This is a genomic window from Thalassobaculum salexigens DSM 19539 (genome assembly GCF_000423805.1).
GTDB lineage: Bacteria > Pseudomonadota > Alphaproteobacteria > Thalassobaculales > Thalassobaculaceae > Thalassobaculum > Thalassobaculum litoreum.
The window spans coordinates 1,087,633-1,109,569 of sequence record NZ_KE384093.1 but is presented as its reverse complement, the minus strand read 5'-3'; the positions used below and the strand labels follow the sequence as shown (position 1 = coordinate 1,109,569).

General features: G+C 65.8%; 22 protein-coding genes. 9 read left to right on the top strand and 13 right to left on the bottom strand.

Annotation, left to right across the window (positions count from 1 at the left end):
* Positions 1–43: 43 nt before the first annotated feature.
* Positions 44–1,879: a sensor domain-containing diguanylate cyclase gene (locus G578_RS0109530; protein ID WP_028794040.1), complete on the bottom strand. Its 1,836-nt coding sequence runs from the start codon at positions 1,877–1,879 to the stop codon at positions 44–46.
* Positions 1,880–1,999: 120 nt separating this feature from the next.
* Positions 2,000–2,893 (bottom strand): TauD/TfdA dioxygenase family protein, encoded by an 894-nt coding sequence (locus tag G578_RS0109525; RefSeq protein ID WP_211228882.1) that lies wholly within the window; start codon positions 2,891–2,893, stop codon positions 2,000–2,002.
* Positions 2,894–2,988: 95 nt separating this feature from the next.
* On the opposite strand from G578_RS0109525, the gene G578_RS0109520 reads away from it, so the two are divergent.
* The gene (locus G578_RS0109520; RefSeq protein WP_028794038.1) at positions 2,989–3,957 is read left to right on the top strand and encodes an aldo/keto reductase; all 969 of its coding nucleotides are present in this window, start codon (positions 2,989–2,991) and stop codon (positions 3,955–3,957) included.
* 5 nt (positions 3,958–3,962) lie between these two features.
* Here G578_RS0109520 and G578_RS0109515 read toward each other — a convergent pair whose 3' ends face one another.
* Positions 3,963–5,255, bottom strand: coding sequence for an MgtC/SapB family protein (locus tag G578_RS0109515; RefSeq protein ID WP_169400845.1), 1,293 nt, complete (start codon positions 5,253–5,255; stop codon positions 3,963–3,965).
* A 115-nt stretch (positions 5,256–5,370) separates the two neighbouring features.
* Here G578_RS0109515 and G578_RS0109510 point away from each other — a divergent pair, with 115 nt between their 5' ends.
* The gene (locus G578_RS0109510) at positions 5,371–6,612 is read left to right on the top strand and encodes a Zn-dependent hydrolase (RefSeq protein ID WP_028794036.1); all 1,242 of its coding nucleotides are present in this window, start codon (positions 5,371–5,373) and stop codon (positions 6,610–6,612) included.
* Positions 6,613–6,695: 83 nt separating this feature from the next.
* On the opposite strand, the gene G578_RS0109505 is transcribed toward G578_RS0109510, so the two are convergent.
* The 3 genes from G578_RS0109505 to G578_RS0109495 form a co-directional block, all read right to left on the bottom strand.
* A complete protein-coding gene (locus G578_RS0109505) occupies positions 6,696–7,256 on the bottom strand; it encodes a type 1 glutamine amidotransferase domain-containing protein (protein WP_028794035.1) in 561 nt (186 codons plus the stop codon).
* Positions 7,257–7,437: 181 nt separating this feature from the next.
* Positions 7,438–7,617 (bottom strand): hypothetical protein, encoded by a 180-nt coding sequence (locus G578_RS0109500; protein ID WP_028794034.1) that lies wholly within the window; start codon positions 7,615–7,617, stop codon positions 7,438–7,440.
* 308 nt (positions 7,618–7,925) lie between these two features.
* Positions 7,926–8,135, bottom strand: a complete 210-nt coding sequence (locus tag G578_RS0109495; protein WP_028794033.1) for a cold-shock protein — start codon at positions 8,133–8,135, stop codon at positions 7,926–7,928.
* A gap of 483 nt (positions 8,136–8,618) precedes the next feature.
* Between G578_RS0109495 and G578_RS0109490 the strand changes: the two genes are divergently transcribed.
* The 3 genes from G578_RS0109490 (at position 8,619) to speB (ending at position 12,677) form a co-directional block, all read left to right on the top strand.
* Positions 8,619–10,511 (top strand): TonB-dependent receptor domain-containing protein, encoded by a 1,893-nt coding sequence (locus tag G578_RS0109490; protein ID WP_245565584.1) that lies wholly within the window; start codon positions 8,619–8,621, stop codon positions 10,509–10,511.
* 16 nt (positions 10,512–10,527) lie between these two features.
* Positions 10,528–11,652, top strand: coding sequence for a PepSY-associated TM helix domain-containing protein (locus tag G578_RS0109485; RefSeq protein ID WP_028794031.1), 1,125 nt, complete (start codon positions 10,528–10,530; stop codon positions 11,650–11,652).
* Between the two features lie 80 nt (positions 11,653–11,732).
* A complete protein-coding gene (speB, locus tag G578_RS0109480; protein WP_028794030.1) occupies positions 11,733–12,677 on the top strand; it encodes an agmatinase in 945 nt (314 codons plus the stop codon).
* A 153-nt stretch (positions 12,678–12,830) separates the two neighbouring features.
* Here speB and G578_RS25600 read toward each other — a convergent pair whose 3' ends face one another.
* On the bottom strand, positions 12,831–13,622 hold the full coding sequence (locus G578_RS25600) for a helix-turn-helix domain-containing protein (RefSeq protein ID WP_038013958.1): 792 nt from the start codon (positions 13,620–13,622) through the stop codon (positions 12,831–12,833).
* A gap of 132 nt (positions 13,623–13,754) precedes the next feature.
* Here G578_RS25600 and G578_RS0109470 point away from each other — a divergent pair, with 132 nt between their 5' ends.
* Both G578_RS0109470 and G578_RS0109465 read left to right on the top strand, forming a co-directional pair.
* On the top strand, positions 13,755–14,915 hold the full coding sequence (locus G578_RS0109470) for an acyl-CoA dehydrogenase family protein (protein WP_028794029.1): 1,161 nt from the start codon (positions 13,755–13,757) through the stop codon (positions 14,913–14,915).
* 25 nt (positions 14,916–14,940) lie between these two features.
* Complete coding sequence (locus G578_RS0109465; RefSeq protein ID WP_028794028.1) at positions 14,941–15,984, top strand: class I SAM-dependent methyltransferase; 1,044 nt, start codon at positions 14,941–14,943, stop codon at positions 15,982–15,984.
* A 24-nt stretch (positions 15,985–16,008) separates the two neighbouring features.
* On the opposite strand, the gene G578_RS0109460 is transcribed toward G578_RS0109465, so the two are convergent.
* The gene (locus G578_RS0109460; protein ID WP_028794027.1) at positions 16,009–16,743 is read right to left on the bottom strand and encodes a PAS domain-containing protein; all 735 of its coding nucleotides are present in this window, start codon (positions 16,741–16,743) and stop codon (positions 16,009–16,011) included.
* A 314-nt stretch (positions 16,744–17,057) separates the two neighbouring features.
* On the opposite strand from G578_RS0109460, the gene G578_RS0109455 reads away from it, so the two are divergent.
* Complete coding sequence (locus G578_RS0109455; protein ID WP_028794026.1) at positions 17,058–17,639, top strand: PAS domain-containing protein; 582 nt, start codon at positions 17,058–17,060, stop codon at positions 17,637–17,639.
* Here the strand turns inward: G578_RS0109455 and G578_RS0109450 are convergent.
* Entirely contained in the window at positions 17,636–18,349 is a 714-nt protein-coding gene (locus tag G578_RS0109450) for a YrhK family protein (protein ID WP_028794025.1), read from the bottom strand. The genes G578_RS0109455 and G578_RS0109450 overlap by 4 nt on opposite strands.
* 124 nt (positions 18,350–18,473) lie before the next feature.
* Here G578_RS0109450 and G578_RS0109445 point away from each other — a divergent pair, with 124 nt between their 5' ends.
* Complete coding sequence (locus G578_RS0109445; RefSeq protein WP_028794024.1) at positions 18,474–19,178, top strand: haloacid dehalogenase type II; 705 nt, start codon at positions 18,474–18,476, stop codon at positions 19,176–19,178.
* Positions 19,179–19,262: 84 nt separating this feature from the next.
* Here the strand turns inward: G578_RS0109445 and G578_RS0109440 are convergent, their stop codons facing one another.
* The 4 genes from G578_RS0109440 to G578_RS0109425 form a co-directional block, all read right to left on the bottom strand.
* Positions 19,263–20,054: a trypsin-like peptidase domain-containing protein gene (locus G578_RS0109440; RefSeq protein WP_051244452.1), complete on the bottom strand. Its 792-nt coding sequence runs from the start codon at positions 20,052–20,054 to the stop codon at positions 19,263–19,265.
* 81 nt (positions 20,055–20,135) lie between these two features.
* Positions 20,136–20,399 carry a DUF1488 family protein gene (locus G578_RS29055; RefSeq protein ID WP_084618785.1) on the bottom strand — a complete coding sequence of 88 codons (264 nt, stop codon included), beginning with the start codon at positions 20,397–20,399 and terminating at the stop codon, positions 20,136–20,138.
* A gap of 410 nt (positions 20,400–20,809) precedes the next feature.
* The gene (locus tag G578_RS0109430; protein WP_342664896.1) at positions 20,810–21,646 is read right to left on the bottom strand and encodes a transglutaminase-like domain-containing protein; all 837 of its coding nucleotides are present in this window, start codon (positions 21,644–21,646) and stop codon (positions 20,810–20,812) included.
* Between the two features lie 75 nt (positions 21,647–21,721).
* On the bottom strand, positions 21,722–21,922 hold the full coding sequence (locus G578_RS0109425; protein WP_156907248.1) for a hypothetical protein: 201 nt from the start codon (positions 21,920–21,922) through the stop codon (positions 21,722–21,724).
* Positions 21,923–21,937 lie beyond the last annotated feature (15 nt).

Genomic DNA, 21,937 nt, shown 5'->3' with positions numbered 1-21,937 from the left:
CGGAAAGGTCCATCGCACGGCCGACGGTCTCCGGCCGTGGCCTTCAGTTCCGTGCCGTTGCCGTCTCGATAAGGGGCGACAGCTCGGCGGACCCGCCCGGAGCCGGCCGCTGCGCGATCTCTGGATCGGTCAGTTCGGAAGAGGCCCGGACGATATTGCGCCCGGCTTTTTTCGCCCCATACAGCGCCGCGTCCGCCATGGCGATCAGGGTCGCCTCGTCCCCGTCGGGTCCGTCGGCTACCGGCACCAGCCCGGCGCTCAGGGTATGGCCGATCATCGACCCCTCGTAGCGGGTCGGCGTGCCGGCGAAGCGTCGACGCACCCGGTCCACCGCCGAGCAGGCGGCCTCCTCCGACTCCGCTTCAAACAGCAGGATGAACTCCTCGCCGCCGAAGCGCACGGTCACATCGTTGGCCCGAAACTCCCGGCGCAGCATGGTTGCGAAATGGGTCAGGACCGCATCGCCCGCCGCATGGCTGTAGGTATCGTTGATCTCCTTGAACCGGTCGAGGTCGATGAGCGCCAGCCAAAGCCGGCCCGGCCACAGACCCGCCTGTTTCAGGTGCAGGACTTGGGCGTCGAATCCCCGACGGTTCAGGAGCCCGGTGAGGGAATCCCGACTGGCCTCGGCTTCCGCGGCGATCCGCCTGACCTCCTGGCCCCGGAGCCATTGCCCCAGAGAGGCACTGAACAACAGGCTCTCGACCACCGTGCAAGCGAAGACCAGACGCGTGAACTCCGCCTGGGAGAGGTCGAGGTAGGGCAGGTTCAGTTCGCTGCCGAAGACGCCCATCACGGACGACGCCGTCACACCGCCCCAACCGATCACCATCCAGCTGGCATAGGAAATCCCGTCCCGGCGCCAGGCGATCCAGCTCCGCCAGGTGACGTAAAGCGGGGCTCCCGTCATGGCGACGAAGGTGAGCGGCGCCTCGATTTCGGGATAGCGGCTCGGGAACGAAACGACGGCCATGCAGAGGCAGGCCGCCGCGCCCAGCCGCATGAAACGGTCGTGGCCGGGATGCAGCCGCGCGATGTCGAGATGTCGGCGCGCGAACTCCAGACAAGCGGCGCCGACGCAGAACATGGCCCAGTGGAAACCGAGCCCCCGCAACCAGACGGTCGAGGGGAAGAGAATCTGTTCCCCCACGCCGGTGAAGCTCAGGTAGACCGCGACCAGCCCCGTCATGTACAGCGCATAGACGACCATGCGGCCCTGGCGCATGAACGCCCCGTACAGCAGCCAGAACGCTGCCGCCGTCGTCAGACAGCCGACCAGAAAGACGATGAATGTCGTCAGAAGCAGGGTGTGACGGTCGAAGCCGGCGGCACTCCACAGGTTTATGTCCGTGTTCATCGGGACCGGGAACGCGTTGCCGAAGGCGACGGTCACGTCCCGCTCCTCGCCCGCCGGCAGCAGGATCGACACAGCCGGCAGCGGCGAGGCGACGGCACGCTGATCGTACGGCAGGCCCGGATCGACGTCGGTGCGCGTCAGGCTACCGTCCGGGGCCCGCACATAGGCGGTGAATGCCGTCAGGTTGGCGATGTCGTAGCTGGCCACCACCTCTTGCGCGGTCCCGGTGTCGTTGCGCAGACGGAAGCGGATCCAGAACAGGTCGTCAGTGATCCCGGCATTGCGTCTGTCGGGTCCCAGCCATTGCCAGTCCCGCGAGGTCAGCGCCTGGTCGAGATCGAGAACCGCGCCCGGATCCCGCAGGATCAGGGCATGGTTGATCAGTTCGATACCGTCGCCGATCGTCGACAGGGCAATGGTCGGGACAGCGTGCGGCGATCCGGCCTGGCTCAGGGCCGGGCGCGCCCACACGCCCAGAGCGCCGCACAGGCAGATCAGCAGCAGAAACAAGCGGATGGGCATGCGATTTCCATAAGACCCGGAACGTTCGGCACCCATCTGCTCAACCGGCTCGCAACCTAATCCTCAGCCATTTTAGGGAATGTGCGACAGAATCCCAGCGACCTGATCGGCCGCAGAGGATTATCCCGCATAGGCCGCCGGCTTGAGCGCACCCTTCACCTGAGTTCGGCGCATCAGCCGGCGCGATGCCGCGTCGAACGGGTCGCGGCGGTGCATGGTGGCCCGATTGTCCCACATCAGCACGTCACCGATCCGCCAATGGTGCCGGTAGGCGTTCTCCTCGCGGGTGGCGTAGGACCACAGCTCGTCAAGCAGCGCCTCCGACTCCGCCAGGTCCAGCCCCTCGATATGGGCCATCCGGCGGCGGCCGAGATAGAGCAGAGGTTGGCCGGTGTTCGGATGGGCGATGACCACCGGATGATAGGTTCCGGGGCTCTCGCGCGGGTCATCGGTCGGGGTCACGCCCTGGCGCACATAGCCGCCGGAATTGTAGGTGCCGTCATGCTTGATCCGCAGTCCCTTCACCCGACGCTTCAGCTCCTCGGGCAGGGCGTTGTAGGCGGCGTTCATGCCGCACAACCAGGTATCGCCACCGGCCGGTGGCACCTCGATCGCATGCAGCATGGAGATGTCCGGCGGAGCGGCGAGATAGGACATGTCGGTATGCCAGACCGCCTCCCCCGCTCCCAGGCTGCCGATTTCCTTGCCGTCCGGCCCCTTGATGTTGGAGACGAGATAGACCTCCGGCAGGCCTGGCACCGCGGTCTGCCCGTTCTCCATGATCGGCGCATGGTCGAGATCGCCGAACCGGCGGCTGAAGGCCACGAGCTGCTCCGGCGACAGGTCCTGGCCGCGGAACAGCAGCCCGGCATGACGATCGAAGGCCTGGCGAATGAAGGCGAACTGGGCGTCGTCGACATTGCCCAGGTCGACCCCTAGGATCTCGGCGCCAACGACCGGGGTCAGCGGGCGGGCATCCATGCCCATGCTCGCGGATTGTGCGGTATCGCTCATCATATCCTCCCGTATTCCCTGTTTTTTCCAAGGCTACACCCGACCATGCCCCGCCTGCTAGCGTTGCTGGCGAAACAGGAAATCGGGAGAGACGCATGGAACAGCGCAATCTCGGGCCCTTCGGTCCGGTCAGCGCCCTCACACTCGGCGGCGGCGGGATCGGCCATCTCTGGGGCAAGACGACGCGCGAGGAGTGCCTTGCGACCGTGAAGGCGGCGGTGGATGGCGGCATCACCCTGCTCGACATGGCGCCACGCTACGGCGACGGCGAGGCGGAGTCGGTGATCGGCGAGGCGTTCGGCGGCAGGCTGCCGGCGGGGGTGCGGGTGACGACGAAATGCCTGCTCGGCGGCACGCCCCCGGCGGAGATCGAGGCCCGCCTGCGCAGCTCCATCGCCACCAGCCTGAAGCTGATGAAGCTTGAGAAGATCGATCTGTTCTTCCTGCATTCCAACGTCGCCCCCGACGACCACCCGATGCGCGGCCATCCGGACGCCGCCGTGCGGGTTACCCCCTACTCCGTGTTCTGCGAGCATGTGCGTCCGCTGTTCGAGACCTTCGTGGCCGAGGGCCTGATCGGCGCCTGGGGCCTGACCGGCATCGGCCAGCCGGACGCGATCATCCGGCTGCTGGGCGAGAGCCCCGCCCCGGCCGCCGTACAGGCCATCAGCAACCCGATCGACAGCCCCGGCGCGCTGAAATTCTATGACGGCCCTACCAGGCAGCGCGACGTGATTGCCACGGCCAAGGCCAACGGTGTGGGCGTGCTCGGCATCAAGGCGGTGCAGGCCGGCGCGCTGTCGGCCGAGATCGACCGCCCCCTGCCCGACGATCACCCGGAAATGCTGGACTACAAACGGGCCGGCCGCTGGCGCACACTGGCGGCGGAGATCGGCGAGGATCCGGCCGACCTCGCCCACCGCTATGCGCTGACCATGGACGGCGTCGACACCGTCGTCCTCGGGGTGAAGAACCGCCGGGAACTGGCGATGTGCCTGGCGGCGGAAGCCCGGGGACCGTTGGATGCTGATCTGGTCCGGCGCATCGACGAGAGTTTCGACTGACCGGATCAGCCGATAAAGCTGCGCGCCGCGATCGCACTGATTGCGATCAGAACGGAGAACCCGAACAGGCCGGCAATCCCGGCGGCGAGTTGCCGATCGCCCAACGCCGCGACCAGCGCCGCCTTGGAGATCATGTTGGCGATCACGGCCACGCAGATGACATCAGCAATCGGAAGGCCGTCGGGGGCGGAAGCCGCTGTGTCTCCGACGGTCTGCGCAAGTCGCGCCATGGTGATGGTCAGCGCGTCCACATCGGCCAGACCGGTGATCGCAGCCACCACAATCAGGCCCGCGCCCGAAAAAAGCGAACGGCCGATACTGGCGGCCAGCGAGACGAGACCGACCAGCAGCGCCATCAGCACGCTTTCGCCGATCGGCACCGGTGCGTCGATCATCTCGGCAAGCCCGCCCGGGCCGACCGGCGCCGCCGGGTGCAGCAGCCTCCAGAGCATCCAGCCGAGGGACAGCAGACCGATCGGCGCCAGCACGGAGACCAGATCGGTCAGGAGCGCCGGGGCCATCAGACCGGCCACGGCGCCGACGCGCACCACCATCACCGCGTTGGCCGCAGCGATCGCACTTGCCAGGGCCGGGGCCAGGCTCGGCTGAGCCCGACTCAGCCGGGCGGAGGCCAGGGTGACCGCCGTCGACGAAACCAAGCCGCCGGCCAGCCCGAACAGCAACGGACCCGCCCGTGACCCCATCAGTTTCACCAGCCAGTAGCCGACGAACGAGATCGTGGCGAGGGCCACCGCGATGATTCCGATCTGGCGTGGGTTCACGAGCCCGTCGGGGCCCAGGTCGGCATCCGGCAGGACCGGCAGCACGACCACGGCGAGCAGGAGCAGCTTGATCGCCGCCTCGAGCTCGCGTTCGGCCAGCCCCTTGAGAAACCGGTGCAGAGGCGCCTTCGCCTCAAGCACGGCGGCCACCACCGCGCCACCTGCCGCCGCATAGGTCGGATAGCCCCAGCCGGAAAAGACGGCGAGCAGGAAGGTGGTCAGTGCCGACACTTCCGTGGTCAGGCCCAGATCGCGGTCATCGGCACGCAGGTATGACACCACGAGCAGCGACGCCAGCGCGACCAGTCCGGCTCCGACCAGCAGTTCGTTGCCGACAATCCCGAGGATGCCTCCCGCCATGCCGATCAAGGTGAAGGTCCGCAGGCCCATGGTGCGTGCGCCGGCCTCCAGGGCGCGCTGGCTCCAACCACGCTCGATACCGACGATCACCCCGACCGCGACTGCCACCGCGAAACGCAGGAGCATCGCCTCATCGACAAGCCAAACCGTGTCCATGGCGACAGCGTACCGCAGATCAAACCGCTTCGGGGGGCGTCGCAGTGTCTCGTTCCGACATGCCTGACCGGCTAACATGCGCCCATCGTTTCAATGGCTCACGTCGGAGACCCCCATGGCCCGCAATTCCATCGCCATCGACGGCGCGCGGTTCTGGTCGACCATCGAGGCATCGGCGGAGATCGGCAAGGGACCGCGCGGCGGCCTCGCCCGGCTCACCCTGAGCCCGGCCGATGGCGAGGTGCGCGATCTGTTCGCCGAATGGTGCACCGATGCGGGCTATGCCCTCACCGTCGACAAGCTCGGCAACATGTTCGCCCGGCGGCGCGGCACACACGACAACCTTCCGCCGGTGGTGATCGGCAGCCATCTGGACACCCAGGCGGCCGGCGGCCGGTTCGACGGCATCGTCGGCGTGCTGGCCGGCCTGGAGATCCTGCGGGCGCTCGACGATCAGGGGATCGAGACCAGGCGGCCGATCGAGGTGGTGAACTGGACCAACGAGGAAGGCGGCCGATTTCCACCGCCGATGCTGTGCTCCGGCGTCTTCGCCGGCATCCACGAGCTGGACTGGGCGCTGGAACGGGCCGACGAGGACGGCACCACCGTGGCCGACGCGCTGACCGCCATCGGTTATGCCGGAGACGCGCCGGTCGGCGGGCGGGCGTTCGACAGCTATTTCGAGATCCATATCGAGCAGGGCCCGGCGCTGTACGAGGCCGGGGTGAAGCTCGGCCTGGTGACCGGCACCTATGTCGCCCGCGGCATGCGGATCGAGGTGACCGGCGTGAACGCCCATAGCGGGCCGACCCCGATGGACCGGCGGCGCAACGCCATCGTCGGCGCCGCGTCCGTCGCGCTGGAGGTCGACCGCATCGGCCTGAAATACGCAGACCGGGAGGCGAAATCGACCGTCGCCCGGCTTGAGGCCTGGCCGAACAAGCCGGGCATCATCTCCGACCGGGCGACCCTGTTCGTCGATTTCCGCTCGCCGGAGAAGGAACTCACCGAGACCATGGAGGCGGAGATCCGCCACGCCCTGGTCGACTGCGCCCAGCGCTCGCGTACGGACATCGCCGTCGGCGACGCCTGGAGCTTCAACACCCCGGTGTTCGACGCGGAGTTGCAGGACCTGATCCGCGGCGCCGCCGCCGGCCAGGGCGTGGAGCTGATGGAACTGCGCAGCCAGGCCGGACACGACGCCTACAACATCGCCAAGATCGCCCCGTCGGTGCTGATCTTCACGCCCTGCGACGAGGGCATCAGCCATAACGAGGCGGAGAACACCTGCCTGGAGGACCAGCTTCCCGGCATCCAGGTGCTGGCGGAAGCGGTGGTAGCCCGAGCCAACCGGTAACCGGCTACCCAAAGAAAATCCCCCTCCCGGAGGCCGGAAGGGGGATCGCGTTCGTTTCAGATCGTCAGGTCAGGCTGCCTGGATCAGGCGGCAAGGCGCTCGTGCCGCCCCTCCTGGACCTCCTCGATGATCTTCTCGCAGAAGGCCTTGAGGTCGCCCGGCTTGCGCGAGGTGATCAGGCCCTGGTCGACCACGACCTCGGAATCCTCCCACAGGCCGCCGGCGTTCTTCACGTCGGTCTGGATCGAGCCGTAGGACGTCACGTTGCGGCCCTTGACCACGCCGGCCTCGACCAGCAGCCAGGGGCCGTGGCAGATCGCGGCGACGGTCTTGCCGGCATCGAAGAACGACTTCACCAGCGCAACCGCACTGGGGTTGGCGCGCAGGATGTCCGGGTTGATCTGACCGCCCGGCAGAACCAGCGCGTCGAAATCACCCGCCTTGGCGTCGGCGAGATCCATGTCGACATCGACACTCTCGCCCCAGTCCTTCTCGTCCCAGCTCTTGATCGCGCCGGTTTCGGGCGACACGACGGTCACCTTGGCGCCCGCCTCCTCAAGCCGGCGTTTCGGCTCGAACAGCTCGGACTTCTCGAACCCGTGGGTGGCGAGGATCGCGATCTTGGCGTCGGCGATATTGGGCATTGTCGTCTCCATTCATCTCGGGGATCCGCCCCCTTCGTCATGGTCGCCGATCCGCCGTGTCGCGGCGGTCGCGCGCCCATGGAACTCATGTCGGGAAACGTGCCTCGTCGCCGGTCGTTCCAAGAATTGCCGACCTGTGCGGCGCACGGTCGCGCCGGCCCCGGACCTCGGTCCAGGGGGCTCAGATCACACGGATGGCGGCAGCCCCGCCGAAATTGCCCGTCAGCAGGGTCTTGGCGTGGCGGATCATCTTCGGACCAGCCGGCGCGCGGATGGTGAAGATGCTGCGGTCACCGACCCTGTCATGGGTGACGTAGGAGTGGAGGCCATAGGTGATCAGGAAGCTGTCTTCGTTCTTCATGGGATATCCTTGGGTTCGATGCGCGAAATCGACCGGCGCTTCCAGGCAATGCCGAGCGCGTCGTTCGCTGAAATGTGTGTGTCGATTTGGGGTGTCGGCTGGCCGTCCGCTTGGACGTCCGGATGCGGACGGCGCCCGGCCTAGGGCTGTTCCCCGTAGATGCCGGCAGGTCCGCCGGACTGATCCGGGGTCTCGTCGACCGACCCCTCTGAAGCGCGCCTCCGGTTGCCCGGGCGCGCGGTGTCTTCGTCCTTCGCAGGATCCGCTCCGGACAGGGTCCGGAGCGGTTCGTGTGCTGTCGGTCGGTATCAGTCGATCAGCGACAGGTTCTCGGCAGCCGGCTTGCCGTCACGGCCAGCCTGAAGCTCGAAGGAAACCTTCTGACCCTCATTCAGGGTGTGCAGGCCGGCACGCTCGACGGCGGAGATGTGAACGAAAGCGTCGTTCCCACCGTTCTCCGGCTCGATGAAGCCAAAGCCCTTGGTCGAATTGAACCACTTAACAGTACCAGTAGCCATGGGAGTGTCCTCTAACAGGCGTTACGATTCCGCGGTCACGGCACAGCCGTCGCGGAAAATATAGCGATAACATTGTCAGGGGATATCTAAGCTAAACGGTGTACCGTCGGTCCAGGCAGCACCAAACAAGTGTATCAACTACGCCTTATAGCTAGTCTTTTCTGCACGGATGTCAAGACGAATCGCCGATCGCCCCGCAGAACTTTTTGGCAAGAGACCTGATCTCTAAGGACTTTCCGGCCGAATACCGGCCGTTTTTTTGATGAAATTTCTGTGAATGGCGACTCCCGGCGAGGAAAAGACCCTACTTTAAGCCGCTAATGCGAGTGCTACTAAGAATCGTTTGCAATAAGATCCGCACCACCACATACTCCGCGCGCCTCGGGTGGGAGCGGGGCGCATACGCAACCTTGACCGGGGGGTCACCGGAGCATGTCGGCACGCACGCTCGCAGGCGCACTTGGTGCGCTGAGCCTTTCACTGATGAGTACGACCGCGATCGCGGAAGTCTTCGATCTCAAGCCGGTGGTGGTCACCGGCACGAACGTTCACGAATCCCAGCAGATCCGCTCCAAGGTGGACGGCGCCTACAACAGCAGCCGATCCGCATCCGAGGTCGATGGCAGCGTGATCCAGAATGTCAATCCGGTGAACAAGTATGACGCACTGCGCTACAATGCCACCGGTCTGATCAATCAGCCGGGCACCGGAGACCGGTTCGGCGGTGGCACCAAGATCCGCACCTTCGGCGACTGGGGCGCGTCCCAATCGATCGACGGCCTGCCCGGAATCAAGTTCCAGGGCACCGATGGCGGCGGCTACGGCAACACCAGCATCCCCACCATCGCCGTGGATAAGATGACGGTGCAAAAGGGTGGCCGCGCGGTGCAATACGGCAACGGCAGCGACGGCGGCGTGCTCGAGACCCGAATCAAGTCGGGCCGGGACTACAAGAACCACCAGGCGATCAGCCTGGACGCCAGTAGCGCCCGCGAGGGCCTGATGCAGGGCGAGATCGCCGACAGCACGGAGCAGTGGGACTACTACGCCGCCGCCAGCGGGTTCTACGGCGACTACAACGGCGACCCGGAAAACCTGGAGCAGCAGTCGGTCATCGGCGGACTGGCCAAGGTCGGCTGGAACTTCAGTCCCGACACCCGGGCCGAGTTCCTGGCATCCGTCGACCGCAACCAGCCGGACATCATCCGCAACGGCGAGGTCAACGAGATCACCGGCGAGACCATGATCGGCGCCGCCACCCTCGATCACCGTCTGAACGACAGCCAAAGCCTGCAGTTCGGTCTGCTGGCGACGAGCAGCGAGATGCAATGGCCGGCCCGGTCGCGCGACCGCAGTGTCGACAACCAGATCGGTTTCATGAACCACTTCATGACCGCCCCGGTGGCCGACGGCATCGTGTGGGACGGATCGGTCGGCGCCGAGGTCGCACGCATCCACACCGAACGTGACGGGCTCTGGGACAATTCCTTCGTCGACTACGCGCTGAAGACGACCAATGCCGTGACATTCAACGACAATCTCCAGATCACCGGCGGCCTGCGCCATACGTGGTTCACCAACGACATCGTCTATGACGGCGCGGAGCAGCCGGACAACCTTGAGAACGACGGCCTGTTCTCCTACCAGTTCGGCGCATCCTACAGCGTGCTGGAGAAGACCCGGGTTCGCGCGTCCTACGCAACCGGCTTCAACCGCTATGTCGGCAAGTATGGTAATTTCGGCACCGATGCGCTGAACCCGTCAGGCGCCGGCGACGAGATCGTCGAGTCCCGGACCGTCGAGGTTGGCCTGAACCAGGGCTGGGACGGCGGCTATGTCGATTTCGCCCTGTACAACATCGTTCAGGAGAACGTGCCGCGGCGGAACAACGGGGCGATCGAGAGCGTCGAGGTCGACCAGTCCGGCTTCGAAGCGGAGATCTTCGCCACGATCACCGACCGGCTGACCGCGTCGGCCGGGTACATGCGGGTGATCGACGTGGAGGCGACCCGCGCCGACGGGACCGAGGTCAACAACAATATCTTCTGGTCCGGACAGACCACCTCCGTCCCGGAGAACCAGTTCAGTCTGCGCCTCGACTATCGGGTCACCGACGAGATCGGCCTTTGGACGGCGGCCTACCACTCCACCGGTTACGAAGCGGTCGATGCGGACGGCGAGGTCACCAAGCGAGACGGGTTCACCCGCCTCGACCTCGGGGCGAGTTGGTGGGCGACCGCCAACTGGGCTCTGCGCGCACGGGTCGAGAACGTGCTGGACGAGCGCGACTTCGGCACGGCCGTTCAAGGCACGACCGTGAACGACGAAGGCAAGCTCGGCCGCGTGTTCTGGCTCGGCACGGACATCATCTTCTAAAGCGACGAGAAATCCGATGCGGTATCGAAACCTGCGACGACTGCACCTCTGGGTGTCGCTGCTGACGGCGGTACCGCTTCTTGTTCTGAGCCTCTCCGGCGCGCTGTTGGTGTACGCACCCGAGTTGCAGCAAGCCCTCGATGGCGAGGTTCGGAACGCCGGCCCGGTTGGCGCATCGCTGTCTCCCACCGCGATCGTCGACCGGGTCGCCCAACAACGGCCGGAGCTCGACATCTGGTCGATCTCCGTCGCCAAACAGGATGTCTGGACCGCCTGGCTCTCCGGCGGAGCCGGCGTCCTGCGGATCGATCCGACCTCGGGCGACATCCTGGAGCATTTCCATCCCAAGGACCGGTTCGAGGGCTGGCTGACCGCCCTGCACCGCCGCTATCTGGTGGACGGACCGACGGCGAAATGGGTCCGGCACGGGGTGTCGGCCGTGGCCCTGCTGCTGATCGTGCAGTGCGCGATCGGCCTGTGGCTCTGGCTCAAGCCGCCCATGCCGTTCCGCCGGCTCTCGGTGAGCTTCCGGCAAGGTACCCGCTTCGGCATCCTGCGCCTGCACCAGGCTACCGGGATCGCCACCTTCCTGATCCTGACGGCCGTGGCGCTGACCGGCATGGCCATGTACTGGCACGATCCGATGCGCGTGGCCCTGGAATGGGCGACCTTCTCCAAGGTGGAGGAGCCGCAGCCGCCGAAGGACCAGACCCTCGCCCCGCTAAAGGACCTGGACGCCGGCATCGCCGCGGCGACGGTTGCGGTACCCGACGCCAGGCTCAGTCACTTCCGCCTGCCCCGCAACCCGACGGATTCTATGGTCGTCGGCCTGATGCCGGAGGGGGCCGGCGACGGCCAGGCGACGCGGGTCTGGGTCGGCGACGACCCGGCACGCGTGCTCTACGTCTACGCCGCCAGCGAGGCCAACCTCGCCACCACCATCTGGCACATGCGCTACATCATCCATGTGGGCAAGTTCGGCCTGGGCACGTCTTGGGGTCCGATCGTCCGCGCCCTCTGGGTGATCGTCGCCCTGGTGCCGGCGGCCTTCGTGATCTCCGGCCTGTGGCTCTATCTCGGCCGCCGCAGCCGCGAGCAGCGCTCGCGCGCCCGCAACCGGTCGTTCGCGCCGGCCGAATAAGACGCCAGTTAACGGATTGCCCGGCACCGCCCTGCCGTGGTGCTGTTGCCCCATCGCATTGCCAGACAGGGGAGCAGAGCATGGCGGGTGATCCGAGGTTTCAGCCGGTGGACGCGGCGGTGGTGCCGCGCTTCGCCGATGTCGCAACCTTCCTGCGCACCAAGCGTCACGAGGTGCACAGCGACGTCGATATCGGCCTGGTCGGCGTGCCCTTCGACCTCGGGGTGAACTACCGCACCGGTGCGCGTCAGGGACCGGCCGGCGTGCGCGAGGCATCCCGCCTGATCCGCAAGGTGCACCCGACCCTGGGCACAAGGCCGTTCGATACCTGCAACGTGGCCGATCTGGGCGACGCGCCGGTCAACCCGCTGGACAAGGTCAAGTCCATCGACCTGATCCAGAAGTTCTTCGAGGAGCTGCGCGAGAACGCCATCACCCCGATCTCCATCGGCGGCGACCACACGATCCCGACGCCGATCCTGCGTGGGCTGGTCAAGGACGGGCCGGTCGGCATCCTGCAGATCGACAGCCATCCGGACACCCTGCCCGAGCTGTGCGGCGACACCCTCAACCACGCCACCTTCATGCGGCTCGGCATCGACGAGGGCTGGATCGACCCCAAGCGGGTGGTGCAGCTCGGCCTGCGCGGCAGCCGGTTCGGCGACGACATCCAGTACGGCCTGGACCAGGGCTTCACCGTCATCACCATCGACGATTACGAGGAGCTGGGCCGGGCGGAGACGATCAAGCGCATCCACGGCGCCCTGGGCGACCAGCCGTTCTACCTGACCCTGGATATCGACGGGGTGGACCCGGCCTATTGCCCGGGCACGGCGGTGCCGGAGATCGGCGGCCTGATCCCGCGCGACCTGCAGGTCATCATCCGCAGCCTCGCCGGCAAGCCGATCATCGGCGCCGACATCAGCGAGATCGCCCCGTGCTTCGACCCCACCGGCATCACCTGCGTGACGGCGGCCAACCTGATGTTCGAGATGCTGTGCGCCATTGCGGAGGGTCGGAGATAGAGCCTCAGGGTGGTTCAAACCCGTTCGTCTTCCCGGACCTGATCCGGGATACAGCCTTCCACGTGCTGGATCGCCAACGGCAAACCGGCCATGCCTCAGCACGCACCTTCGATAGGCCCCGGCGCAGGGCCCGGGAGACGGAGAGGATTAAATCTACGCCGCACTCTGTCGCCCCAGATCCGCCGCCAGCGCCGCCGCGATCTCCTGCAGCGGTTCCACCAGGGCGGCCGCCGCGTCCTGCGCGCTCAACGCCGAGCGCAGGTAAAGCACGTTGATGCAGGCGAAGATCGTCTCGCCGTCGCGGATCGGCACGCCGACGCTGGAGATCCGGTTCTCGTATTCCCGCGCCATATAGGCCGGGTTCATGGTGGCGTAGCCGGCCGAGCGGATGGCGCCGAACACCGCGTCGGCCTGTGCCCGGTTTCGGGCCACGTCGTTCCAGGGGGCGGGGTCCTGCGCCGCCGTCTCCAGGATCGCCGCCCGCTCCGCCGCACTGCTGAACGCCGTATAGGCAAGCCCCAGGCTCGCCGCCAGCATCGGCGCCCGGTAGCCCGGGCCGCGGTTGACGAAGATCGGCCCGGCCTCGCGCGAGGTCTCCACCACGATCATCGCATCTCCGTCGCGGATCGCCACGTCGGAGGGCCAGCCGATCCGCCGCCGGAATGCCCCCAGGCGCGGCGCGACGGCCGCACCGATGGCGTTGTGGGCCCGGTACCCGGCACTGAGCTGCAGGGTCTTGCCGGCGGCGTGATACAGCCGCGTGTCGTCGTCGCGCACCACGTAGCCCGCGTGCACCAGCGTCTCCAGCATCCGCAGGATCGTCGCCTTGTCGAGATCCACCACCCGGTGGATCTCCGCCAGGCTGGCGCGGCCCGACAGCCGGTTCACCGCCGCCAGAACGTCCAGGCAGCGCAGCACCGATATCACCGGGCGATATGATGCCACTCCCGCCTCCCCGAGCCGCACGGCTGCAATTTCAACTGTTGAAATTCTATTTCATTTACAGCCTAACAGCCGGAAGACCAAAGTGCCAACCGACTTCACAGACACGCCAACGAAGAAGCGGAGGAAACACCGGTGGACTTCAGACTGACCGAGGAACAGCAGGCTCTGCGCGACACCGCGCGCCAGTTCGCCCAGACCGAGATGCCGGCCGTGGCCAAGGAGCTGGAGGAGAATGACGAGGCGATCTCCAAGGCGTGGCTCAAGCGCTACGCCGAGATGGGCTTCCTCGGCATCAACGTGGCGCCGGAGCTCGGCGGCCTCGGCCTCGGCAACCTGGAGGCGCTGATCGTGCTGGAGGAGTTCGCCAAGGTCTCCCCCGCCGTCGCCTTCCCGATCTTCGAAAGCTCCGTCGGTCCGATCCGCGCGGTCGAGCATTTCGCCGGGTCCGACCTTGCCAAGTCGGTCGTCCCCAAGGTCTGCGCCGGCGAGATCGTCTGCGCCGTCGCCATGTCGGAACCCGATGCCGGCACCGCGCTCACCGACCTGAAGACCCGCGCCGTGCTGGACGGCGACCACTACATCCTCAACGGCCAGAAGCGCTGGTGCTCCGGCGGCGGCCATTCCGACAGCTACGTGGTCTACACCAAGCTCTCCGACGAGCCGGGTGCCAAGGGCATCGGCGCGCTCTACGTTGAGAAGGACCGCGACGGCGTGTCCTTCGGCCCGCGCGAGCGGCTGATGGGATTCCGCGGCATCCCGTCCGCCGACATCTTCTTCGAAGACGTGCGGGTGCCGAAGGAGAACCTGATCGTCCCGGCCGGCGGCTTCCGCAAGCTGATGGAGGCGTTCGACCTGGAACGCTGCGGCAACTCCACCATGTGCCTCGGCATCGCCCAGGCGGCGCTGGATCAGGCGCTCGACTACGTGCAGGAGCGCAAGGCCTTCGGCAAGGAGCTGGTGGAGTTTCAGGCGGTGCAGATGAAGCTGGCCGAGATGGCGCTGAAAGTGGAAGCCTCGCGCCTGCTGATCTGGCGTGCCGCCCAGAACGCGGAAGACGGATTGCCCAGCATTCTCGACAGCTCGCTCGCCAAGTGCTTCTCCAACGAGATGGTCCGCGAGGTCACCGGCGCCGCCTTGCAGGTCATGGGCGGGTACGGGTATGCCAAGGAATATGGTATGGAGCAGCGGATGCGGGATGGCTGGGGCTGGGGTATCGCCGGCGGCGCCATCGACATCCAAAAGATCAACATCGCCAGTGCCCTAGTGGGAAGGCGGTTCAACCAACGCGCATGACCCATCGGCGGAGAGGCCGGACTGAATGGATAGACGCGGCCTTCTGCGCCAACACATCGACCTCGAGACGGCGCGGGTACTGGAAATCGGCGCCCTCGCCGTCCCCCTCGTCGCCCCCCACGAAGCCAGGGTCGAGTATGTCGATCATCTGGATACCGAAGGGCTGCGGCGCGAGTATCGCGGCCATCCCGGCGTCGATGTCGATAAGCTCGTGGACGTGACCTATGTCTGGAACGGCGGCACCTTCGCCGAGGCGGTCGGCGCCGCGGAACCGTTCGACGCCATCGTCTCCAGCCACGTCTTCGAGCATTTCCCCAACCCGGTGCAGTGGCTGGCCGACGCCTACAGCCTGCTCGCGCCCGGCGGGCAGATCTACATGGTCGTGCCCGACATGCGCTTCACCTTCGACCGCCACAGGGCCAAGACCCGGACGGCCGACTGGATCGAGTGGTATCTGGAGAAGCCGTCGCGGCCGAGCACCGGGCAGGTCTACGACTACCATTCAAAGGTGGTCGACGTGCCGCCCGGTTATGGCTGGGCTCAGGAACCGGCCGGGGGATTCGCCAATATCTACGACCCGAGCACCGCGCTGGAGCAGGCCCGGTCCGCCTTTGAGACCGGCCGGTACATCGACGCCCATTGCAGCGTCTTCACGCCGGTCAGCCTGCTGACGCTGTTCCGCGAGATCGACGACCTCAACCTGTTCCCGTTCGACGTGACGGCGGTCTATCCGACCGAGGTCGACGATATCGAGTTCGCCCTGGTCCTGAAACGCAGCGACGTCCCGCCCCGTCCGCAGCTCAGCCGGGAGATCGACCAGCAATTGGCGCGGGAAGCCGGCTATACCGGCGACTTCGGCGCCGGTGGCTTTGCCGCCGCCCTGGCGGCGGATCCGGAATTGCAGAAGCGGCACAACGCCCTGAAGCGGCAATGGGCGGCCGAGGCGATCCGCAACCGCAAACGCGCCGCCCTGCCGGAACTCGATCCAACCCGGCATGACGCGTTCCCGCCTCGCGACGACCCCCGCTTGGCGCGCCGGACGTCCTGGTTTCAGCGCCTGCGCAGGTAGTCGCCACCACCTGAACCGACAGGGTCAGTCGGAGGAGCGCCCACGGGCCGGCAGATCGAAGTAATTCGACGCGTCCATCTCATGCTCCTGCGCGGAGCCGTTTGCAGCCGTCTCGGGGCCAAGGTCCTCTTCGGGCGACGCCGCATAGCCGAGGCTCTCCGCCCAGGCCGCCGACATCCGCGTCTCCATCTCCTGCATCGCCTCGAACTTCTCCAGCTCCCCGCGCCACTGGTCGGCGGAGACGAGCTTCTTGTCGAGCGGAAAGATCGCCAGGAGAATCCGTCGGACCTCAGAAGCCTGGAGCCGCATGGGCAGGATCAGCCGATCGTAGCCGAAGGACTTCCTCAGGATCTGGAACTCGCGCCGGTAGTACAGCGGCCGCTGGGTGTCCATCGACTTGAACAGGGCGCCGCCAACCTCCTGGGCCACGTCCCTGCTGTACACCTCGTTGATCAGCATGCCGGTCGGGTTTTCGCCGAGCAGCCGGGTCAGCGCCTCGCCGACCAGAAGGTAGCGTGCCCGTAACGGGAAACCGGGCGGAAGATCCTTGTCCTCCCGCGTCGGCCGGGCGACATCGATCAGGGCGATATTGGATAGACAGTCCGGCATGTCGTGGAGCGCCAGATCCTTTTGGCGGGGCGGAACCCCATTGACGGACAGGTCGCGCCAGTACCGGTACAGGTCGGCCAGTACCGGGCGGTCGATCGCTGAAAGCGACAGATATTCGGCCGTGTTGGACCAGATGCGGAATCGAGCCATCGCTAGGTGTTTCCCGTAGACCCGAGCAGAACTAGGGCGCTGTTCGGGTTTCGCAATACATCGTCCGCCATCGAGACCGCCACGTGGCCTTCCTATCACTTAAAGCGACATGGCGAAACGCCGCGCCCCGCCGATCAAAACGACCGCGCTCGATAATTCCCTTTGATGGATGAATAACTATTGACTCACAATCATACAGTGTTGCGACATATGCATAATTGGCAGTGACGGGCGCCGTGAGTGACTAATTATGCGGCACCCGAAACAGTCTCCGAATAGATGCAACTTGCACTGGCAGGGATGACAAGGTGTCCATGACCGATCTGAATGAGATGACGTCCTCGCTGCTTGATGGCGATTTTTTCTATTTAGATAATATTTTTAGAAATATTGGATCCGACAGCCCGCTCATCCGACTGAACCCGACGGCCGACGATGTCGAAAGCGCCCGCCTGAAGTCCCTATTTAAATACTGGATACACCTGCCCCGTGGCCAGCGTCTTCCGCTTACCCAGGCGATCGACGCGGTCGAGATCGGTCCGGCTCTCGGCATCGTCATGCTGTTGGAGACCACCGACGACCCTTACGAGTTTATCTACCGTTTGTATGGCAGCGAGATCGCCACCATCAGCGGATTGGAACTGACCGGCAAAACCACCGCGGCCATCTCCTCGCCGGAGATGCGCACGTATTTCCGGATCACCTATGCCGCGGCGGTGCGGTCGGGCGCTCCCCTGTTCTGCCATCACCGGCCGCCGCCGGCCCACGGCATGACCTGCTGGGCGCGGCTGATCCTGCCCTGCGAAGACGGCACCGGCCGCATCGACCGCCTGCTGGTCGGCAACGAGCCCGGCTTCCCGAAGCTGCTCGGCCGCAGGCCCTGGCCCGATGGCTAAGAATCCGGCGCGGGACCGCTCCGAACCACCAGCCAGGCCCGCCAGTAGTTGAACAGCCCGCCGGCGAGGAACAGCACACTCCCCACGAGAAACAGCCAGGCGAGATACGTGTCCAGCAGCAGCCGGTCTGCCTCGGCGGTCAGCTCCCACAGGAACGGGATGGACGCGACGCAGAACAGCGTGGAGCCGACGATGAAGCTGATCGCCGTCAGGTTCAGAAGCTGCAGGGTCTTCAGCGTGGCGGCGAAGATGATCTCCAGCACGTTGACCACCGCCCCGAACAGGAACAGCACCGATCCGATCAGAAAGCACCACGCCCCCGGGCCGATCCAGTCGAAGGCGGAAAAGAAGAACACGCTGCCGGCCACGAACAGCAGCGTACCGACCAGGTAGGCGACCGCCGCCCAGAACTCCAGCACCCGCCAGACCGCGCGCCGACGCCTCCGGTCCCGGTGGTTGGCCAGCACTTCGAACATGTCGTGCCCGGTGACCAGAAGGTACAGCAGCGACCCGACGAGGAAGGCCCCGGCCCCGACATTCTCCCAGGCGGACAGGCCGGGGAGGAACAGGACGCTGCCCACCATGAAGAGGACGCCTCCGACCGTGTAGAGCGTCGCGTTCACGGTCTCCCAGCGGAAATGCAGCACCCTGTTCCCGGCACGACGCACCAGGGCATGCACGCGCGGACGGTTCGAAAAGAAGTGCGGCATCGCTCCGCCCACGGAATGCGTCAAGGGATGGACGGAGTCACCACCGATGCCGGGTGGCGTCAACCCGCGCGGGGCGGCTCTAATCAGTCGCGCATCAACGACACAAAGAAGAGAGGCGGAGGACATGCCCGAGATCGACACGCTGAAGAGCACCATCAAGGCCTGCATGCTCGACCAGTACGGCACGGTCGTCGACATGCAGGGCGGACTGACCAAGATCGCGACCCCCTATCTCAAGGCGAAGGGCTGGACCGGCAACCCGAACTCCTTCGTGACCTGGTGGCGGCGGACCCATTTCGAGAACTCGATGATCGACGCGCTGCTGCATAGGGAGCACACGCCCTATCGCGAGATCGGGTTCCGGGCGGTCGATCAGGTGCTGAACCGGGCCGGCATAGAGCACACCGACGAGGAGGTGCGCGACCTGGTCGCGGAGATCGAGAAGCTGGAATGCTTCCCCGAAGTGCCGGCCGCGCTGGCGAAGCTGCAGACCCGCTACCAGCTCGTGGTTCTGTCGAACGGCGATCCGGACATGCTGGAGGCCGCCAAGCGGTACCACAAGGTGCCGTTCGACCGGGTCATCTCGGTGGCCGAAGCCAACTCCTTCAAGCCCCATGTCGCCACCTACACCAAGGCGGCGGAGCTGATCGGCCTACCGATGGAGCAGGTGCTGTTCGTCGCCAACCACGCTTTCGACGTCATCGGCGCCAAGGCGGCCGGCATGAAGACCGCCTTCATCAACCGCCGGGAGCGGCCGTTCGAACGGACCCCCTACCAGCCGGACATCACCGTACGGACGATGCAGGACCTGGCCGACCTGATCGCCTGACGCCGAGCAGCACCGGCAGGCGCGACCCTGGCAGCGAGCACGTGGCCCTGACCGGGGTCTCCCGCACAAGGCGGGTGGCCCGGGTCATGGCTTTGTCAGGGTCATCAGGATGTCCGCATACCAGGTGCAGTTGAGCCCCAACGCCTCGTCCAGATCCAGGTCGCGGGACCCGAGATCGAGACGAGACGAATGCACGCCGAGGAGCAGCCACGGCACCTCCTTCAACGCGGATCTGCGCGCGGTGTGCCGGCGATCGATCGGCATCACCACGGGCGCGCCGCTGGTCCCGCGATGGGTCCGCGCGTCGGTGAGGAAGTAGCCCTTGCCCTGGAACCGCAGCCCGAACGATGAGGCCAGCGCGGCATGGCGCACGACCGGCATCCGGTGCAGCGTGTCCTGAAACCCCAACGGATAACCGACCACCAGAAGCGGAGAGCCGATCTCGATCTCGTCCCGCTCGCAGGCCAGGTTGTCGGCACAGAAGGCCCTGTACAGGCTCGGTTCCGGAAGGGCGTCCCGATCGATGGGGATCACGGCCACGTCGACCCCGCCTCCCCCGTCCGTGCCGTCCCGCCAGAGCGGACACCGGTCGCGATAGAGCGGGATGGAGAACCCCGTCGATCTGGCGAGGTTCTCCGGGTCCGTATGCAACTCGATCGAGATGCGGTCGGGGGTGTGGTCGTTTTCTCGGTCGAGAACGACATGGCGGCTGGTGACCAGGAAGAGGCTGGTATCGCGCTCGAAGAAGAACCCGCTCGCATTGGTGAGATGCATCTGTCCAGCGAAGGTGTGCAGCCGTACCGTCGTCAGCAGGATCGCGTCTCTGGCCACGACTCCCGTTGGGAGGCCTTCGTTAGGGTCCAACAGGCGATCCATCGGTCATCCCTTCGGGTCGGCGGCAAAGCGCCGGAAGCGGTCCTCCGCGGGTGACGCGGCATGGTTCCGGGCGGCGGCCGGTCAAAGGTCTTCCGCTGTCAGTACGTAGGCGAAACAGCGGTCGCGGGCATATGCCGCCCGCGCCGCCTCATGTATTCGGTCGATGAGTCGATCGAAGGCGAGAAGCAGGTCCGCTTCCCGATGTTCGGTGTCGGGGGCCGATTTGAGCAACGCGGACGCCTCGACGAAGAAAGAGACCTCCAGAGCACGATCGTAGCCCCAGAAGCGAACCCGATCATGCGTCGGATCGAAGCTGCGTGACGCGTTCGGAAAGTTCAGGGTCATCGCACGCCCCCGTGGGATCGCGGTCGAGCACGTCGGCTCGCGCGCGATCCGGTTCAGACTTTCGGCGGAACCTTGTTCGCCGGGCCGGCGACGTCCTTCTCAGGAGACACGGACGCCGGTGCCTTCACAGCCCCCGCGTCCGTGACCGCCTCCGTCGAAGCGTTCGGCTTTCCGATGTCGCCAGAGCTTTTCCAAAAAGACTTGAAAGACATTTTATCACCTACATGACAATTACTTAATTATACAGACTACAGCCGTATGATTTTATAATCAATCAAATACACAGGCGGAATATATTATAATACCCCCAGACAACACGCTTGGCTTTATTTCGCCCACGCGCAACCAGGCCGAAGGGCGATGCCCGGCGGCCGCGCGCCCATTGATCGGCTCGAATGCCGAGACCGGGTTCAGACGTTTGTCGCCGGCGGCTGGCCGATGGGAGCGGCGTCCGGATCGATGGCATCGGCGTCGAAGGTCCAAACCCGGAAATCGGACAGCACGCCGGGGCCGAAGATCTGTGTCAACGGCACGTCCGCCGCGTCCCTGCCCTGACCGATCAGGATACGGCCGACGCGGGGGGAGTTGTTGCGTGGATCGAACGCCCACCACCGTCCGCCAAGATAAACCTCCATCCAGGCGGCGAAATCCGGAACGCCGTGCGGCTCGGGCGTGCCGATATCGCTCAGATACCCGGTGCAATAGCGCGCCGGGATGTTGAGGCACCGGCAAAAGGCGACAGCCAGGTGCGCGTAGTCGCGGCATACCCCCTGGCGCTCGGCAAAGGCTTCCGAGGCGGTCCGGGTGGCCCGCGCCGTTTCGTATCCGAACGCGATGTGGCCGTGCACGAAGTCGCAGATCGCTTGCACACGTGCGGCGCCCAGCGGGGTCGATCCGAACCGGCGCCACGCCTCGTCCGACAGATGGTCGGTGTCGCAGTATCGGCTTCCCTGCAGGTACACGAGGGTCTCCGCGGGAAGGTCCTGCACCATGTGCTGAACGGCATCGGCCGGGACGGCGGGGTCGGCCGCCCCATCGTCGCGGATGACCGTCGCCGCGCCGAGGGTGAAGCGGCCGGCCGGCGCGACCAGACGGCTGCACCAGTTTCCGAACAGGTCGCGGTATCCGGTCACCTGAACCGAGGGGTCGGTCAGCAGAATGTCCGGTTGTTCAAGGTCGCTGGCCCGCGAGTAGTGGACGTTCAGCAGCGTGACCATCGGCGTCACCTGAGGCAGGTCGAAGGTCATGCTGCATCCGATGCTGATCCGCATTTCTTTTCCCGGTTTGGTGTCCATCAAGACGATGTGTCGGGGTCGGGCGGGTCAGTGCCCGCTGGGTCGATCCCCGTCGTTTGCCGCGTCGCGCCGCTTCGCCGCCGCGACCGCGTCCTGCAGATTGGTGTATTTGTAGCCTCCCACGGAGAAGTTCGTGACCGTGACGGCCGTAATATTGTGGCTTCTCAAGAGATCGGCCTCGGCGTCGGTGAGCGTCGCGTATTCCATGCCACGGTTATCCTTCTTCACGATTTTTCTCCTTGA

Coding starts and splice junctions, on each gene's coding strand:
- G578_RS0109530 (WP_028794040.1), bottom strand. CDS start 1,879: ATGCCCATCCGCTTGTTTCTGCTGCTGATCTGCCTGTGCGGCGCTCTG.
- G578_RS0109525 (WP_211228882.1), bottom strand. CDS start 2,893: ATGAGCGATACCGCACAATCCGCGAGCATGGGCATGGATGCCCGCCCG.
- G578_RS0109520 (WP_028794038.1), top strand. CDS start 2,989: ATGGAACAGCGCAATCTCGGGCCCTTCGGTCCGGTCAGCGCCCTCACA.
- G578_RS0109515 (WP_169400845.1), bottom strand. CDS start 5,255: ATGGACACGGTTTGGCTTGTCGATGAGGCGATGCTCCTGCGTTTCGCG.
- G578_RS0109510 (WP_028794036.1), top strand. CDS start 5,371: ATGGCCCGCAATTCCATCGCCATCGACGGCGCGCGGTTCTGGTCGACC.
- G578_RS0109505 (WP_028794035.1), bottom strand. CDS start 7,256: ATGCCCAATATCGCCGACGCCAAGATCGCGATCCTCGCCACCCACGGG.
- G578_RS0109500 (WP_028794034.1), bottom strand. CDS start 7,617: ATGAAGAACGAAGACAGCTTCCTGATCACCTATGGCCTCCACTCCTAC.
- G578_RS0109495 (WP_028794033.1), bottom strand. CDS start 8,135: ATGGCTACTGGTACTGTTAAGTGGTTCAATTCGACCAAGGGCTTTGGC.
- G578_RS0109490 (WP_245565584.1), top strand. CDS start 8,619: ATGAGTACGACCGCGATCGCGGAAGTCTTCGATCTCAAGCCGGTGGTG.
- G578_RS0109485 (WP_028794031.1), top strand. CDS start 10,528: ATGCGGTATCGAAACCTGCGACGACTGCACCTCTGGGTGTCGCTGCTG.
- speB (WP_028794030.1), top strand. CDS start 11,733: ATGGCGGGTGATCCGAGGTTTCAGCCGGTGGACGCGGCGGTGGTGCCG.
- G578_RS0109465 (WP_028794028.1), top strand. CDS start 14,941: ATGGATAGACGCGGCCTTCTGCGCCAACACATCGACCTCGAGACGGCG.
- G578_RS0109460 (WP_028794027.1), bottom strand. CDS start 16,743: ATGGCTCGATTCCGCATCTGGTCCAACACGGCCGAATATCTGTCGCTT.
- G578_RS0109455 (WP_028794026.1), top strand. CDS start 17,058: ATGACCGATCTGAATGAGATGACGTCCTCGCTGCTTGATGGCGATTTT.
- G578_RS0109450 (WP_028794025.1), bottom strand. CDS start 18,349: ATGCCGCACTTCTTTTCGAACCGTCCGCGCGTGCATGCCCTGGTGCGT.
- G578_RS0109445 (WP_028794024.1), top strand. CDS start 18,474: ATGCCCGAGATCGACACGCTGAAGAGCACCATCAAGGCCTGCATGCTC.
- G578_RS0109440 (WP_051244452.1), bottom strand. CDS start 20,054: ATGGATCGCCTGTTGGACCCTAACGAAGGCCTCCCAACGGGAGTCGTG.
- G578_RS29055 (WP_084618785.1), bottom strand. CDS start 20,399: ATGACCCTGAACTTTCCGAACGCGTCACGCAGCTTCGATCCGACGCAT.
- G578_RS0109430 (WP_342664896.1), bottom strand. CDS start 21,646: ATGACCTTCGACCTGCCTCAGGTGACGCCGATGGTCACGCTGCTGAAC.